The organism is Paracidovorax cattleyae (assembly GCF_900104515.1).
Taxonomy (GTDB): domain Bacteria; phylum Pseudomonadota; class Gammaproteobacteria; order Burkholderiales; family Burkholderiaceae_C; genus Paracidovorax; species Paracidovorax cattleyae.
The window spans coordinates 64,420-78,377 of sequence record NZ_FNJL01000027.1; the positions used below are offsets into that span (position 1 = coordinate 64,420).

Here is a 13,958-nt window from a genome sequence, read left to right on the forward strand (position 1 = left end):
GCCCGCCATGCGACAGCTCCGTGAATGCCGCGGCCAGGCGCCCACGCCTCAGCCCATGCCGAGGCATGCAGGCAACTGGCCCATCGCGCCGATCACCTGCACGGCCCCGGCCGCCCGCAGGGCCTCGGCGGGATCGTGACCCCAGGCTGCCGGGCTGTAGCCCACCACGGTGGCCCCTGCGGCCACGCCCGCCGTGACTCCCGTCACCGTGTCCTCGACGACGAGGCACCGGCCGGGCGCCACACCCAGCGCCGCGGCCGCAGCCAGGTACACATCCGGTGCCGGCTTGGTGCGGGGCATCTCGTGCCCGCTGAATACGCGCCCCTGGAAATGCGGCAGCAATCCCACCTTGGAGAGTTGCAACTCCACCTTGTGCCGGTCGGCGCCGGATGCGCAGGCAATGCGCCCCGACGTGTGGGCGTGCGCGGCCTCCACGGCCCGCAACGCGCCCGGAATGGCCTCCAGCTCCGCAGCCAGGGCGGCATTGCGCCGCTCGTAGAAAAGGGCCATCCACCCGTCCGTCAGCGGATGGCCCGTCTCCGCCTCGATGCGTGCAGCCTCGCTGCGCACGGCCTTGCCGATGAAGATGCGCATGCACTCCTCGAGCGTGAGTGTCCATCCGGACTCCTCCAGCATGGCACGCAGAACGCGGTGGGTGATCGGCTCGCTGTCCACCAGCACGCCGTCGCAGTCGAACAGCACGGCATCGAACGGCGGAAGCGCCCGGAGCGGGGCGGAAGGGGGCTGCGGCAGGGAGTCGTGTGACATGGCAGATATCCGTTGAAAGTGCGCGCCAAAAAAAGCGGCGCCCACCTGGAGCGCCGCAAAGCACACTCGAATCTACCGCATGCAGGCCTGCCGCCTGCCAGGCCGGCACCCGATGCGCCGTCTGTCACATAAAGGGACGGCAAGGCCGCGCGTGGCCCGAACACCATGAAGCGCCCGGCACGGCCTGCCGTGGAAACGCCGAATAACGCGGATGCAATGCATTGTCGGAAGAACCCCGGCGTTCCCCTACCCCACCGGAGTGGGGTTTTTGTGACCCCACGGCATGTCCGGCTCGCGTAGGCTCACTGGCCCGGCGAAGATGCGGCTCCGCGCCACTGCCGCTTGGCTCCGAAGAAAGCCCCCATGTTCCCTGTTCCCGAATCCCGTCCATCGTCCCCCTCCCGCCATGGCCTCGTGGTGGATGACCATCCCCTGGTCGCCCGGGGCATGACGGAGTTCCTCCGCCTGCACCCGCGGCTGGATACGGCCCGCCATGCCCACAGCATGCCGGAGGCGATGCGCGCCATCGCACAGCACGGGGCCCCCGCCGTGGCCCTGGTGGATTTCTGGCTCGCCGACGGCGCCACGGCACCCTTCATCCGGGACCTGCTCGCGCTGGCCCCGCAGGCACGCGTACTGATGATGAGCGGCGACCATCACCCGGCCATCGCCATCAAGTCCCGTGCCAGCGGAGCGCATGGGTTCATCCACAAGCAGGAATCGCCGGCAACATTCACTGCGGCGGTGGCGGCAGTGCTCGACGGCGACTGCTGGTTCGCAGCCACCACGCCAGGCTGCACCGTGGCTGCGTCGTCCCGGGAGGTGTACGTCGATCCTGCAGACATGGGGCTCACGCCGCGCCAGGGCCAGATCCTCTCCATGGTGCTCGAGGGCCGTCCCAACAAGCCCATCGCCAGCGCGCTGCACGTGTCGGAGCACACCGTGAAGGAGCATGTCACCGTCATCCTGCAGAAACTCGGCGTGCGCAATCGCATCGAGGCGATCGCCAAGCTGCAGGGCGTGCGGCTCGACATCTCCTGAGCCGGTGGCGCAGCTCAGGACTTCTCGTCCAGCCAGCGCGCCAGCACGGAATGCAGCGCCTCCGGCGCGAGCGGCTTGCGGAAGAGAAGGTAGCCGTCCTCCTGCGCCTGCGCCAGCGGGGCGGCGTCATATTCGCCGCTGACCATTGCTCCGCGCGCGGAGGGAAACCGTTCGAGCAGCGCGCGCAGCACGTCGAACCCGCGCTCTCCACCGGCCAGGCGCTGATCGCACAGCACCACATCCGGCGCCTTGCCGGATGCCGCATGTGCCATGGCCTGTGCCGCCGTCGCGGCCACCGCGACACGCAGCCCCCAGGACTGGAGCAGTTCCGCAACGGCGCGCGCCACCTGCGGATCGTCTTCCACCAGCAGGCAACTGCCCGACAGCGAGCCCAGCCGCTGCTGCCATGGCGGGACCGGCACCACAGCGGATCCCGTCGGAGCGTTCGCGCTCCGCGCACCTTCCGCCGTATCCATCACCAGCCAGAAACACGAGCCGCGTCCCGGCCGGGACTCGAATCCGTACTCCGCATCGATCAACTGCGCCGACCGGGCCACGACCGACAGCCCCAGCCCGTGGCCGGCGATCTCCTGCGTCCAGCGGGCCTCGCCCCGGTAGAAGGGGGCATAGATGCGGTGCCGGTCTTCCGGCGGCACGCCCGGGCCGGTGTCCCAGACCTCGATGCGCCAGACCCCGCGCCGCATCCGCGCACCGATCAGCACGCCGCCTGCGCGCGTGTAGCGCAGTGCGTTCTGGACCAGGTTGAAAACCATCTGCCGCAGCAGCGCCGCATCGGCACGCACGACGGCCGGGCGGTGCCGCGGCAGATAGACCTCCAGCCGCAGGCCCCGATGGCGCGCATCCGGGCCGAACACCGTGGACACGTCGCGCAGTACCTCCGTGAGGGAGACATCCTCCTGCACGACGGCATAGGCCCCGGACTCCAGCCGGGACAGATCCAGCAGCGCATTGAAAAGGAACGTCAGCGAGCGGGCGCAATCCTGGATCCCCTCCAGCACCGGCACCAGTTTCGCGTCGGCATTGCGCTGCTGCGCCGACTCCACCAGCAGTCCCATCGCATGCAGCGGCTGGCGCAGGTCATGGCTGGCCGTGGAAAGGAAGCGGCTTTTCTCCTCCAGCGCGTGCTCGGCCTGCTCCTTGGCCGCGCGATAGCGCTCCGCCATGCGGAGCCTCTGCCGCTCCATCTCCACCTGCTGCACCGCAAATCTTCGGGAGCCCCAGGCATGCCGCGAAATCACCGAGCCATACAGGATCATCAGAGGCAGCATCGCCTGCCACCGGGTCGGGAAGTACCAGACCACGGCCAGCAATGCCGGCGCATAGGCGCATGCGAAGAATGGCACGAACACCCTCGGAGAAGGTGCCAGGAAGGTGGTTCCGGAAGCGATCACCGCGCAGATCACCAAATAGACGACCAGCCGGAACTCCTGCGACGCGGAATGCATCGTCAGGAAGATGGGCACGGTCCACATCAGTCCGTTCAACGCGGCCAACGCCTGGAAGACCCTTTCCCAACGCGGCACGAGATCACTGTCCGGCAGGTGGGCGTCGCGCCGGAAACGCCACTGCAAACCCCACATCAGGCATGCGAAGACAGCGAAAACGGCCCACCAGGCCAGTACCCGGTCGGGATCCAGCCCGCTGCGGGCATAGAGCCACGTCAGCACGCCGGGAATGACCACCCCTGCAACCTCGGACACGCCGCGCGACGCGAACGAGTCCAGCAACCGGCGGCGCACCGCCAGATCGAGACCGTCACCGGATGCCTGGGCATCGTCGCCGCCGGCGCCGCGCCACGCATCGGGATAGAGACTGTCGGAAGCGATGGGCATCGTATGGCAGGTAATGGATGAAGGGTGTGCGATCAGGACCGGCCGACAGGGGACAGGCTGGCATCAGCCGCGCGGAAACTCGCCATCCACATAGAACCAGCGCCCGTCCTCGCGCACGAAACGGCTGCGCTCGTGCAGGCGGTGGGCACGCCCCCCCGCGTCGCGCCGGCGGGCCACGAACTCCACCTCGGCCCGGTCTTCGCCCAGGCGGCGGTGCTCACGCACCTCCAGTCCGAGCCAGCGCACGCCCGGCTCGAACTCCACCGACGCAGGCCGGTACTCAGCGGCCCAGGTGGCACGCAGGTAATCTGCATTTCCCTGCACGAAAGCGGTGTACCGCGACCGCATCAGGCTTTCCGCATCGGGCGCGGGGCAGGCATCCCGGTGGTCGATATACCGGCCACAGCAATGCGCATAGGACAGCGGCGCGCCGCGTCCGGAAAGCCGCCCGCAGGGGCAGTCGGAAGGGGATGAGGAAAAACGGGACACGGCCACCATCTGCAGGGAAACGGGTCCGCATTCTTGCAGATGCGCCACCGATGGCACACTCGCTGCCGGCGCGGCACGTATGCCGGGCCCCTTCTTTTTCCTGGAGATCGACGATGTGGGCTCTGAGCGTGCCTTGGTGGGAATTCATCCTGCGCGGCGTGGTGGTGTATGCATTCCTGCTGATGTTCCTGCGCCTCACGGGCAAGCGCCAGACGGGACAGTTCGCGCCGTTCGACCTCGTGCTGCTGCTCATCCTGTCGAACGCGGTGCAGAACTCCATGAACGCAGGCGACAACTCGCTGATCGGCGGGCTCATCTCGGCGTCCACGCTCATCGGCTGCCACGTGGTACTGGCACGGGCCACCTTCCGCTTCCCCCGGCTCGCCCACCTCGTGGATGGCCGCCCCCAGACCCTGGTGGAAGACGGCCGCGTGGACCGGCTCCTCATGCGCCGCGAACTCCTGTCCGCGGAAGACCTCGCCGCGGCCCTGCGCGCCGGTGGCTGCCTGCACCTGCACGAAGTGGAGCGGGCGACCATCGAGACCAACGGCCAGATCACCGTGGTGCTGCGCGAGCGCGGCAGCGCCGGCGGCGGGGGCATTGCAGACCGGGGATAAGGCGCCGGCGATTCGTGATCGCCGGCGGCAACACCTTCGCCCTGCCGGACCGCCTGCGACGGCGGGTGCGGCTCGCCCCGGGGCGCGCGCTCAGGCCAGTGCGCGGGTGATGAGGATCTTCTGCACGTCGCTGGTGCCCTCGTAGATCTGGCACACCCGCACGTCGCGATAGATGCGCTCCACGGGAAAGTCGTTCACCACCCCGTAGCCGCCCAGTGTCTGCATGGCCGCGCTGCACACGCGCTCGGCCATCTCGCTCGCGAACAACTTGGCCATGGCGGCCTCCTTCAGGCAGGGACGCCCCGCATCCCGCAGGGTCGCCGCGTGCCAGATCAGCTGCCGCGCGGCTTCGATCTGCGTGGCGCAATCGGCCAGCCGGAATCCCACGGCCTGGTGCTGGAAGATCGGCTGGCCGAAACTCTCGCGCTCCTTCGCATACTGCACGGCCACGTCGAAGGCACTGCGCGCCATGCCCACGCTCTGCGCCGCGATGCCGATGCGCCCCCCTTCCAGGGCGCCCAGCGCGATCTTGTAGCCCTCGCCCTCGGCGCCGATCCGGTTCTCCACCGGAATGCGGCATCCCTCGAACAGGATCTGTGCCGTATCGCTGCTGTGCTGGCCCAGCTTGTCTTCCAGCCGCACCACGACGTAGCCGGGCGTGTCGGTAGGCACGACGAATGCGCTCATGCCGCGCTTGCCGGCGTCGCGATCGGTCACCGCGATCACGATCGCCACCTGCCCGCTCTTCCCACTCGTGATGAACTGCTTCACGCCGTCGATGACGTACTCGTCCCCCTGCCGCACCGCCGTGGTACGCAGCGCCGAGGCATCCGAGCCGACATGGGGCTCCGTCAGGCAGAAGGCGCCCAGCATCTCGCCGCGTGCCAGTGGCTCGAGCCACCGGCGCTTGTGCGCCTCGCTGCCATAGCGCATGAGGATCGCATTGACCGGGCAGTTGGTCACGCTGATCGCCGTGCTCGTTCCGCCGTCGCCTGCCGCGATCTCCTCCAGCACCAGCGCCAGGGAAAGGTAATCCAACCCTGCGCCGCCATGCTCCTCCGGCACGCAGATGCCATATGCCCCCAGGGCCGCAAGGCCCCGGTGCGCATCGCGGGGAAACAGGTGCTCCTTGTCCCAGCGGGCCGCATGCGGCCACAGCTCCGTCTGCGCAAAATCGCGCACCGCGTCGCGGATCATCTCCTGGTCCTGCGTCAACAGCATGTGCTTGTCTCCATATCGTTAGAAAGAAAAAAAGACGATGCCGGCCGGATGCAGCATCCCATCTTCATTGCGCCGGACGGTGGATGTCCGGCCGCCGGGCGCTGCGCAACCAGTTCGCCAGGCGGCGCCCTTGCCATATGCAGGGCTTTTCCACGCAGTGCCAAGAAAAAGCGGCCATGGCGAAAGTCAGCCCCAGGGAAAGCACGAGGCAGACAGGCAAACTCCACCCTCGGCGCAGGCATATTTCCGTGATCGCCTGCTGGATCGGGAAGGCATAGATATAGACGCCATAGGAGAAATCCTCGCGCGGGAAACCGTTCCATCGCCAGCGGTGCACTCCCGCGCGGGCCAGCCAGAAAGTACCGGCCGCCACCATCGCCCATACCCCCAGCTGCACCTTTCCCGCACTGGTGGCGACAGACGCAATCCATGCACCGCAGGCGGCTGCGATCAACATCCAGGCGTGGGTGCGCACCCGGTACGCCGCGCAGGAGCAGCCCAGCAGGAACAGCACGCCGAGCGCGGATACCTCGGACGCGCCGAACAACTCGGACAGCCAGGCAGGCGCCGCAACACCGGCGCCCATGCAGCGGGCCAGAAACCACCATGCCGCCATCGACAGCGCCCCCACCGGAAAGACCCAGCGCCGCCGCAGGCCTGCCGCCACGCCAGCCACCGACAGCACGAGGTACATCAGCAACTCATAGCGGATCGACCAGAGCGAGCCGTTCACAGCCCGGGCGAAAGGATTGGATTCGAACACGCCCGGCAGCACCTGCACCGTCGCGATCCCCGCCGCGTTGTTGAAAAAATTGAGCCATGTGCCCGGATGCGTCCAATACTCCGTGGTCGGCAGTCGCGTCATGGCCCAACCCACGACGAACACGGAAAACGCACTCGCAACGACCAATCCCGGAAAGATGCGCGCCACGCGCTTCACCCAGAAAACGCCCAGCGCGGGTTCACGCTCCCAGCTTTGGAAGACCAGGTAGCCGCTGACGAAAAAAAAGCAATAGACCGCCAGCGAACCCAGGGTGTGCCCGGGGAAGGGAACCGGCAGCGTCAACCGGTAGAGAAACTCGCCGTGCGACAGCAGCACCGCGACGGCGGCCGCCAGACGGATCAGATTGAAGCGATTGTCCCCATGGGACACCGGCGCGCTCACGCGGCCACCTTCGCCATCCTGGTCCGGTCGGCACTCACCATTGCGCCGCCCTTCTTCCATCATGGTGCAGCAGCCGCCCCCGGTCACCCACAGTGACGCTCTCCAGAACGCCCCGCATGCGCCCGACACTCTCGGCCACTTCCAGCATGCCTCCGGGCCCACCCATGTCCGTACGCACCCAGCCCGGGTCCAGCGTGACGAGCGTCGCCTGGGGATAGTCGTGCTGCGCGGCCGCCACGGCCATGTTCAGCGCGGCCTTGCTCGTGCGGTACAGCCACGACCCGCTGTCGGGCACACTGCCGATCAGCGACATCGAGGAGGAGAGGAACGCGAACACGCCACGCGCATCCTCCACCAGGGGCGCCACCTGCGGCAACGCCTGCATCGCACCGAGCACATTGGTATGCATCACCGCATCGAAATCCTCCTGCGTCGGCGGCGTGAGTGCTCCAGGGCGGCGGATCACCCCGGCCACGTACAGCGCCAGGCCGATCTGCTCGCCATCGAGCTGCCAGGCCAGGCCGCTCACGCTGGCCGGCCGGGCCACGTCCACCGTCAGCGCCTCGGCGCCCAGCGCACTCACGCGGTCGCGCCCGGCCTCGTCGCGCACCGTTGCGATCACGCGCCTTCCCGCCTCGCGGTACTGGCGCACGAACTCCAGGCCGATGCCCCGCGACGCCCCGATCACCAGCACCGGATGGCTGGAGCGATCCTCCGACACGGCAGCGCTCACGCCAGTTCGATCGCCATCGCAGTGCCTTCGCCGCCGCCGATGCACAGCGTGGCCAGCCCACGCCGCTTGCCGCGGGCCTTCAGCGCATGGATCAGGGTCACGATGATGCGGGCCCCGCTCGCACCGATCGGATGCCCCAGCGCACAGGCCCCGCCGTTCACATTCACGATGTCGTGCGCCACGTCCAGTTCCTTCATGAGCGCCATCGGCACCACCGCAAAGGCTTCGTTCACCTCCCAGAGATCCACGTCCTGCACCGTCCATCCAGCCTTGGCCAGCGCCTTCTGCGTGGCGCCCACGGGCGCGGTGGTGAACCAATTGGGCTCCTGCGCATGCATGGCATGGCCCGCGATGCACGCGATCGGCGCCGCCCCGAGGCGGCGGGCCGTGGATTCGCGCACCATCACCAGCGCCGCGGCGCCGTCGTTGATGCTCGAACTCGATGCCGCCGTGATGGTCCCGTCCTTCTTGAACGCCGGCTTGAGCGCGGGAATCTTGTCCAGGCGCACCTTGCCCGGGCCCTCATCCACCGACACCACCGTCTCGCCGGCACGCGTCTTCACGGTCACCGGCGCGATCTCCGCCGCAAACGCGCCGGACTCCGTGGCCGCCTTCGCGCGCTGCACGCTCGCCACGGCGAACGCATCCTGCTGCTCGCGGGTGAATCCGTACTTCGCCGCGCAATCCTCACCGAACGTTCCCATTGACCGGCCGGGTTCGTAGGCGTCCTCCAGCCCATCCAGCATCATGTGGTCGAAGATGCGGTCGTGGCCCAGCCGGTAGCCGCCGCGCCCCTTCTGCAGCAGGTAGGGCGCATTTGTCATGCTCTCCATTCCGCCTGCCACGATCACCTCGTGCGAACCTGCGAGGAGCATGTCGTGCGCGAACATCGCCGCCTTCATGCCCGAGCCGCACATCTTGCTCAGCGTGACGGCTCCTGTGCCCTGGGGCAGCCCTCCCTTGAACCCGGCCTGGCGCGCTGGCGCCTGTCCCTGCCCGGCCATCAGGCAGTTGCCGAACAACAACTCGCCGACGCTGTCCGGTGCGATTCCTGCGCGCTCCACGGCGGCGCGGATCGCCACGCCCCCCAGGTCATGGGAGGCCAGGCCCGAGAAATCGCCCTGGAACGCCCCCATGGGCGTGCGCGCGGCACCGATGATGACGATGGGGTCTTGCTGCATTCGGAGTCTCCTGTGAAAGTGCTGGATGCTTGGTAAGGGGGGTCAGGCCGGCGAACCCGCGCTCGCGCCGAAGCGCCTGTCGGGGTCGTAGGGAAACACGTCGTACATGTGCCCGGCCTGGATGCGCTCCTTGTGCGATTGCCAGAAGACCGGATCGAGCAGGTCCGCATGGTGGCGCATGAACACGTCCCGCACGGCATCGTTGCCCAGCAGGAAAGGACCGAAGGTTTCGGGAAACACGTCCCGCGGCCCCACGGCCCACCAGACCTCGCCCGACAGCTCGTCCTCTTCGTTGCGGGGGGCCGGCACCCTCTTGAAATGGCAATCGGTGAGGTACTCGATCTCGTCGTAGTCGTAGAAAACGACCTTGCCGTTGCGGGTGACGCCGAAGTTCTTCCACAGCATGTCGCCTGGGAAGATATTGGCAGCGACGAGATCCTTGATCGCATTGCCGTACTCGACCACGCTGCGCTCCATCTGCTGCCGCGCACGCGCGTCGTCCAGGCCGGCGTCGAACGCCTCCTGGAGATAGATGTTCAGCGGGATCATGCGCCGTTCGATGTACACATGCTTGAGGATCACCTCGACATTGCCGTCCCCGTCGCGGTCGCTGATCTCCAGCTGGCTGGGCGCGAACCTCTCGATCTCGGCGATCAGGTCGTCCTCGAAGCGTTCCCGCGGGAACGCCACTTCGCTGTACTCCAGCGTGTCCGCCATGCGGCCCACCCGGTCGTGCTGCTTCACCAGCAGGTACTTGCCCTTGATCTGCTCCCGGGTGGTGTCCTTCTGCGGCGGGTAATAGTCCTTGATGACCTTGAAAACGAAGGGAAACGACGGCAGGTCGAATACCAGCATCACCATGCCCTTGATCCCCGGAGCGATGCGGAAACGATCGCTCGAATAGCGCAGGTGGTGCAGGAAGTCCCGGTAGAAAAGCGTCTTGCCCTGCTTGGCCAGCCCCAGGGCGTTGTAGAGCTCCGCCCTCGGCTTGCGGGGCATCAGGCTGCGCAGGAACTGCACGTAGGCGCTGGGGATCTCCATGTCCACCATGAAATACGCGCGCGCGAAGCTGAACAGCATCTGCAGGTCGTCGTCGCCGAACAGCGCCGCATCGATCACGTAGCGGCCACCGGCGCCATGCAGGATGGGCAGCGCGAAGGCGAGCTCCTGGAACCCGTTGATCACCTTGCCCACCAGATAGGCGCCCTTGTTGCGGTAAAACAGGCTGGAGAGCACCTGGATCTGGAAATTCGCACGCCACTTGGCCGGTCCGAGCCGGGGGCGCATCACTTCCGCCACGCGCCCGGCATCGCGCGCGAGGTCCTCGAACTCCCCCTGCAGCTGGAAGTTGTCCACCAAGCGCACCAGCGTTTCCTGCAACGTCTCGGGCGAGGGGTAATAGGCGCGGTAGGTCGGCCGCGCCCCCGGCTCGTCGTTCTCGAGATACTCCGTGCTGATCGCCGGCCGCACGAAAATGAAGTCGTTGTGGAAATGCGTGCGGTGCAGGATCTTGGTCGTGACCGAATTGAAGAACGTCTCGGCCAGTTCAGGCTGCCGGTGCCCCACCAGCAGCCCGATGTAGTGCAGCTTCACCTGGTGCCACACGTCCATCGGCTGCGCCCCTGCGGAAAACTCCTTCTCGAGCCTGCGCACGCATTCCTTCACGCGCAGGTCGTAGAACTCGATGCGCTCGCGCTGCGCGCGTTGCTGGCTCGACCAGTCGGATGTCTCGAAGCGGTGCTTCGCACGCGCGGACTCCGCACGGAACAAGCGGTAATGGCGATTGAAGCCATCCATCATCGCCTGCGCGATGCCGTATGCGGCAGGAGAATCGAGACGCCGTGGGAACATGGCTGCTGGCTCCATCGACAGGTGGCAGGAAAACCGATCGTCCCGCCTATCCCCGCAGACGGTTGGCCACGCCCTGGATCGCCGCCTTGTACACGGAGTCCAGTCCCTGGATGCCCGACACCGTCATGTTGAGGTTGTTGATCAGTCCGTCCTTGAGTCCATAGCACCAGCCGTGCAGCGTCACCTTCTGCCCCCGGCCCCAGGCATCGGCCATCACCGTCGTCTGCGCCACGTTCACCACCTGCTCGATGGCATTGAGTTCGCACAGCACGTCGAGTTGCAGTTCCACCGACGTGGCGGCGATCAGCTCCCTGTGGCGGTCCCGAACATCCTTGACGTGCCGGATCCAGTTGTCGGCCAGCCCCACGCGAACACCCTCCAGTGCCGCGCGCACGCCACCGCAGCCATAGTGGCCCACGACCATCAGGTGCTCCACCCGCAACTGGTCCACCGCGTACTGGATGGTCGAGAGACAGTTCAGGTCCGTGGGCACGACCACATTCGCGACGTTGCGGTGCACGAACACCTCGCCCGGCTCCAGCCCTGTGATCTGGTTGGCGGGCACCCGGCTGTCCGAGCAGCCCACCCACATGTACCGGGGCTTCTGCTGCGCCATCAGCTCCGTGAAAAAGCCAGGACGCTCCCGTTCCATCCGTGCGGCCCATGCGCGGTTGTGGACGAACAGTTCATCGATGCTGGGAGCGGTCATCAGTATTCTTTCTGAAGCGTTGTACAAAAGTCAGGCGGTCTCGGCGAACAGTTCCCGGCCGATCAGCATGCGGCGGATCTCGCTGGTCCCGGCGCCGATCTCGTAGAGTTTCGCATCCCGCCAGAGGCGGCCGAGCGGATATTCGTTGATGTATCCATTGCCGCCGAAGATCTGGATGCCTTCGCCAGCCATCCAGGTCGCCTTCTCGGCGCACCACAGAATGACCGAGGCACAGTCCTTGCGCACCTGCCGTACGTGCTCCGTGCCGAGCATGTCCAGATTCTTCGCCACGGTGTATGCGAAGGAACGCCCCGCCTGGAGCACGGTGTACATGTCAGCCACCTTGCCCTGGATGAGCTGGAACTCGCCAATGCTCTGGCCGAACTGCCTGCGGTCGTGAATGTAGGGGACCACGTTGTCCATCACGGACTGCATGATGCCCAGCGGACCGCCCGTGAGCACCGCCCGCTCGTAGTCCAGCCCGCTCATGAGCACCTTCGCCCCGCCGTTCACCTGGCCGAGTACCTGGGAGGCTGGCACCTCCACGTTCTCGAACACCAGTTCCCCGGTGTGGCTGCCTCGCATGCCCAGCTTGTCGAGCTTCTGCGCAATGCTGAAGCCCTTCATGCCTTTCTCGATCAGGAAGGCGGTGACGCCCCGCGCCCCGAGCTCCGGTTCGGTCTTGGCATACACCACCAGCGTATCGGCATCCGGGCCGTTCGTGATCCACATCTTGTTGCCGTTGAGCAGGTAGTAACCGCCCTTGTCTTCAGCCCGGAGCTTCATGCTGATCACATCCGACCCCGCGCCGGGCTCGCTCATTGCCAGGGCACCCACATGCTCGCCGGACACCAGCTTCGGCAGGTGCTTGCGCTTTTGTTCCTCCGTGCCGTTGCGATGGATCTGGTTCACGCACAGATTGCTGTGGGCACCATAGGACAACCCCACCGACGCGCTGGCGCGGGAGATCTCCTCCATCGCCACCATGTGGGCGAGGTATCCCATCTGCGCACCACCGTAGGCTTCGGAAACGGTGATGCCCAGCACTCCCAGCTCGCCCATCTTGCGCCAGAGATCCATCGGAAACTGATCGTCCCGATCGATCTCTCCGGCGCGCGGGGCGATCTCGGCCTGCGCGAACTCCCGCACGGCATCGCGCAGCGCATCGATGTCCTCACCCAATTGGAAGTTCAGTCCGGGCAACGAGAAAATGCTCATAGGGTGTCTCCTTGAATGGTGGCAAAGGCTGCCGTCGCCTTGCATCCGGCCAAGGCATGCAGCACGGCAAACGCAATGACGTTTACGTAAACGTCAATTATGAAGCATTCCGGCCGTTGGCGGATTTCTCCACCTTGGATAGGAGCGCGCGCGCCTCCCTTTCGTGTTCCCGGATCTCATCGAGGTTGGCCTGCAGGTCCGCCATCTGCTCCTCCAGCTGCTGCCGATGGCTCGCCAGCACATCCAGGAACTTCCGCAACTGCACACCCGTGTCCCTGGGACTGTCATACAGGTCGATGATGGACTTCGCCTCGGCCAGCGACAGGCCCAGACGCTTCGCACGCAGCGTCAATCGCAGCCGCGTGCGGTCCCTGGCAGAGTAGATGCGGGTGCGGCCTCCCGGCCCGGAGCGCTCGGGCTGCAGCAGCCCCATGTCTTCGTAGAAGCGCATCGCACGCGTCGTGAGGTCGAACTCTTTGGCGAGATCGCTGATGGTGTAGGTGACAGCCATGGACAGGGACAGCAGAAATGAGGAGGACGGCAGAGGGCGCGCATCGCCTCATGTTGACGCGCACGTCAATCGTACCGTAGCCAGCGCCAAAGCCCGTTGCGGATGCGCCTGGCTCCGGACGCACACATTCCTGGTGCGACACGAAGGCCGCAATGGAAGTACAAGGCGGAGAAACTGTTGCGCCGCCCGAAACGGATGGCACGTCGTTGCGACGTGCAGCGGCTGCCATGCGCGCAAAAGCGCAGCGGCTTGAATACAAAAGCAAAAAGCAAAAAGCAAAACGCCCTCAGACCGATGAAGATCTGAGGGCGGATTGGGCTGTAGGAGCCTGACGATGACCTACTTTCACACGGGAACCCGCACTATCATCGGCGCAAAGTCGTTTCACTGTCCTGTTCGGGATGGGAAGGAGTGGGACCAACTTGCTATGGTCATCAGGCATAAAGGGTTGCTGTCCTGGTTTGTGGTCAGGACGGCGAATTCATAGAGCGAATCAGCTTGTTTGTTTGATTGCGTCACTTGGCATAACAACCTTGACGGTGTTGTCAAAGTTATAGGGTCAAGCCGCACGAGCAATTAGTACTGGTTAGCTTAAGCGCTT

The 13,958-nt window shown here is 66.1% G+C and carries 14 protein-coding genes and 1 rRNA gene; 3 read left to right on the plus strand and 12 right to left on the minus strand.

What is annotated here, in order from left to right; all coding sequences use genetic code 11:
• Positions 1 to 48: 48 nt before the first annotated feature.
• Complete coding sequence (locus BLR05_RS19465) at positions 49 to 768, minus strand: HAD family hydrolase (protein ID WP_092837616.1); 720 nt, start codon at positions 766 to 768, stop codon at positions 49 to 51.
• Positions 769 to 1,131: 363 nt separating this feature from the next.
• Between BLR05_RS19465 and BLR05_RS19470 the strand changes: the two genes are divergently transcribed.
• Positions 1,132 to 1,809 (plus strand): response regulator transcription factor, encoded by a 678-nt coding sequence (locus tag BLR05_RS19470; RefSeq protein WP_092837619.1) that lies wholly within the window; start codon positions 1,132 to 1,134, stop codon positions 1,807 to 1,809.
• Between the two features lie 14 nt (positions 1,810 to 1,823).
• Here BLR05_RS19470 and BLR05_RS19475 read toward each other — a convergent pair whose 3' ends face one another.
• Positions 1,824 to 3,662, minus strand: a complete 1,839-nt coding sequence (locus tag BLR05_RS19475; protein ID WP_092837622.1) for an ATP-binding response regulator — start codon at positions 3,660 to 3,662, stop codon at positions 1,824 to 1,826.
• A 63-nt stretch (positions 3,663 to 3,725) separates the two neighbouring features.
• Positions 3,726 to 4,160 (minus strand): YchJ family protein, encoded by a 435-nt coding sequence (locus tag BLR05_RS19480; RefSeq protein ID WP_192883814.1) that lies wholly within the window; start codon positions 4,158 to 4,160, stop codon positions 3,726 to 3,728.
• A 104-nt stretch (positions 4,161 to 4,264) separates the two neighbouring features.
• Here BLR05_RS19480 and BLR05_RS19485 point away from each other — a divergent pair, with 104 nt between their 5' ends.
• Positions 4,265 to 4,768 carry a DUF421 domain-containing protein gene (locus tag BLR05_RS19485; RefSeq protein WP_092837625.1) on the plus strand — a complete coding sequence of 168 codons (504 nt, stop codon included), beginning with the start codon at positions 4,265 to 4,267 and terminating at the stop codon, positions 4,766 to 4,768.
• A 90-nt stretch (positions 4,769 to 4,858) separates the two neighbouring features.
• Here BLR05_RS19485 and BLR05_RS19490 read toward each other — a convergent pair whose 3' ends face one another.
• The 8 genes from BLR05_RS19490 to BLR05_RS19525 form a co-directional block, all read right to left on the minus strand.
• Positions 4,859 to 5,989, minus strand: a complete 1,131-nt coding sequence (locus BLR05_RS19490) for an acyl-CoA dehydrogenase family protein (protein ID WP_092837628.1) — start codon at positions 5,987 to 5,989, stop codon at positions 4,859 to 4,861.
• A 64-nt stretch (positions 5,990 to 6,053) separates the two neighbouring features.
• On the minus strand, positions 6,054 to 7,217 hold the full coding sequence (locus BLR05_RS19495; RefSeq protein ID WP_225979006.1) for an acyltransferase family protein: 1,164 nt from the start codon (positions 7,215 to 7,217) through the stop codon (positions 6,054 to 6,056).
• Positions 7,189 to 7,887, minus strand: a complete 699-nt coding sequence (locus tag BLR05_RS19500) for an SDR family oxidoreductase (protein ID WP_225979007.1) — start codon at positions 7,885 to 7,887, stop codon at positions 7,189 to 7,191. Before BLR05_RS19500 ends, BLR05_RS19495 begins: the two co-directional genes overlap by 29 nt.
• Positions 7,884 to 9,068, minus strand: a complete 1,185-nt coding sequence (locus BLR05_RS19505) for an acetyl-CoA C-acyltransferase (protein ID WP_092837634.1) — start codon at positions 9,066 to 9,068, stop codon at positions 7,884 to 7,886. The genes BLR05_RS19500 and BLR05_RS19505 overlap by 4 nt, the downstream gene beginning before the upstream one ends.
• 42 nt (positions 9,069 to 9,110) lie before the next feature.
• Entirely contained in the window at positions 9,111 to 10,919 is a 1,809-nt protein-coding gene (gene aceK / locus BLR05_RS19510; RefSeq protein ID WP_092837637.1) for a bifunctional isocitrate dehydrogenase kinase/phosphatase, read from the minus strand.
• A gap of 46 nt (positions 10,920 to 10,965) precedes the next feature.
• On the minus strand, positions 10,966 to 11,628 hold the full coding sequence (can, locus tag BLR05_RS19515; RefSeq protein ID WP_092837640.1) for a carbonate dehydratase: 663 nt from the start codon (positions 11,626 to 11,628) through the stop codon (positions 10,966 to 10,968).
• Positions 11,629 to 11,658: 30 nt separating this feature from the next.
• Entirely contained in the window at positions 11,659 to 12,846 is a 1,188-nt protein-coding gene (locus BLR05_RS19520; RefSeq protein WP_092837643.1) for an isovaleryl-CoA dehydrogenase, read from the minus strand.
• 97 nt (positions 12,847 to 12,943) lie between these two features.
• Entirely contained in the window at positions 12,944 to 13,357 is a 414-nt protein-coding gene (locus BLR05_RS19525; protein WP_092837646.1) for a MerR family transcriptional regulator, read from the minus strand.
• Between the two features lie 152 nt (positions 13,358 to 13,509).
• Between BLR05_RS19525 and BLR05_RS26060 the strand changes: the two genes are divergently transcribed.
• Entirely contained in the window at positions 13,510 to 13,689 is a 180-nt protein-coding gene (locus tag BLR05_RS26060; protein ID WP_143015960.1) for a hypothetical protein, read from the plus strand.
• Here BLR05_RS26060 and rrf read toward each other — a convergent pair.
• Positions 13,684 to 13,796, minus strand: a 5S ribosomal RNA gene (gene rrf, locus BLR05_RS19530). The two genes, BLR05_RS26060 and rrf, sit on opposite strands and share 6 nt — an antisense overlap.
• Positions 13,797 to 13,958 lie beyond the last annotated feature (162 nt).

Excerpts from the sequence above, each read along its gene's own strand:
- BLR05_RS19470 (WP_092837619.1), top strand. The coding sequence starts at position 1,132 with ATGTTCCCTGTTCCCGAATCCCGTCCATCGTCCCCCTCCCGCCATGGC.
- can (WP_092837640.1), bottom strand. The coding sequence starts at position 11,628 with ATGACCGCTCCCAGCATCGATGAACTGTTCGTCCACAACCGCGCATGG.
- BLR05_RS19495 (WP_225979006.1), bottom strand. The coding sequence starts at position 7,217 with ATGATGGAAGAAGGGCGGCGCAATGGTGAGTGCCGACCGGACCAGGAT.
- BLR05_RS19485 (WP_092837625.1), top strand. The coding sequence starts at position 4,265 with ATGTGGGCTCTGAGCGTGCCTTGGTGGGAATTCATCCTGCGCGGCGTG.
- BLR05_RS19505 (WP_092837634.1), bottom strand. The coding sequence starts at position 9,068 with ATGCAGCAAGACCCCATCGTCATCATCGGTGCCGCGCGCACGCCCATG.
- BLR05_RS19475 (WP_092837622.1), bottom strand. The coding sequence starts at position 3,662 with ATGCCCATCGCTTCCGACAGTCTCTATCCCGATGCGTGGCGCGGCGCC.
- BLR05_RS19480 (WP_192883814.1), bottom strand. The coding sequence starts at position 4,160 with ATGGTGGCCGTGTCCCGTTTTTCCTCATCCCCTTCCGACTGCCCCTGC.
- aceK (WP_092837637.1), bottom strand. The coding sequence starts at position 10,919 with ATGTTCCCACGGCGTCTCGATTCTCCTGCCGCATACGGCATCGCGCAG.
- BLR05_RS19520 (WP_092837643.1), bottom strand. The coding sequence starts at position 12,846 with ATGAGCATTTTCTCGTTGCCCGGACTGAACTTCCAATTGGGTGAGGAC.
- BLR05_RS26060 (WP_143015960.1), top strand. The coding sequence starts at position 13,510 with ATGGAAGTACAAGGCGGAGAAACTGTTGCGCCGCCCGAAACGGATGGC.
- BLR05_RS19525 (WP_092837646.1), bottom strand. The coding sequence starts at position 13,357 with ATGGCTGTCACCTACACCATCAGCGATCTCGCCAAAGAGTTCGACCTC.
- BLR05_RS19465 (WP_092837616.1), bottom strand. The coding sequence starts at position 768 with ATGTCACACGACTCCCTGCCGCAGCCCCCTTCCGCCCCGCTCCGGGCG.
- BLR05_RS19490 (WP_092837628.1), bottom strand. The coding sequence starts at position 5,989 with ATGCTGTTGACGCAGGACCAGGAGATGATCCGCGACGCGGTGCGCGAT.